General features: G+C 51.3%; 1 protein-coding gene. It reads right to left on the bottom strand.

Annotated elements, in window-relative coordinates; all coding sequences use genetic code 11:
• Positions 1-72: 72 nt before the first annotated feature.
• On the bottom strand, positions 73-279 hold a 207-nt coding region (locus tag AC1RPJ_RS08120), incomplete at its 5' end, for a hypothetical protein (protein ID WP_481762899.1).

Here is a 279-nt window from a genome sequence, read left to right as displayed (position 1 = left end):
GTCCACGAATTTGATGGTCACGGCGTCGACACACTTGTGCATTAACTAGTCGATGAACGTATAGGCCAATTTCTAGCTCAGCTTTGCCGACACGGAGCCACGGATTTGCGTTTTTGACACACCGTTAGAAGTCTTGACGGTTAGGCCAATCTTTCCCTTTTCGGTAGACACCGCCAATTCCGATCGCTCCTTGGTAGCGACAGCCCTCGCGTTATCCATGAAGCCCATCACATCCTTCTTCACCATCTCGATGACCGTGCCATCGACCTTGCGAACTTC

Source organism: Dellaglioa sp. CoH-57-MRSF-17, assembly GCF_056782015.1.
The sequence above is the reverse complement of the archived record's forward strand: the minus strand, read 5'-3'. Positions and strand labels throughout refer to the sequence as shown.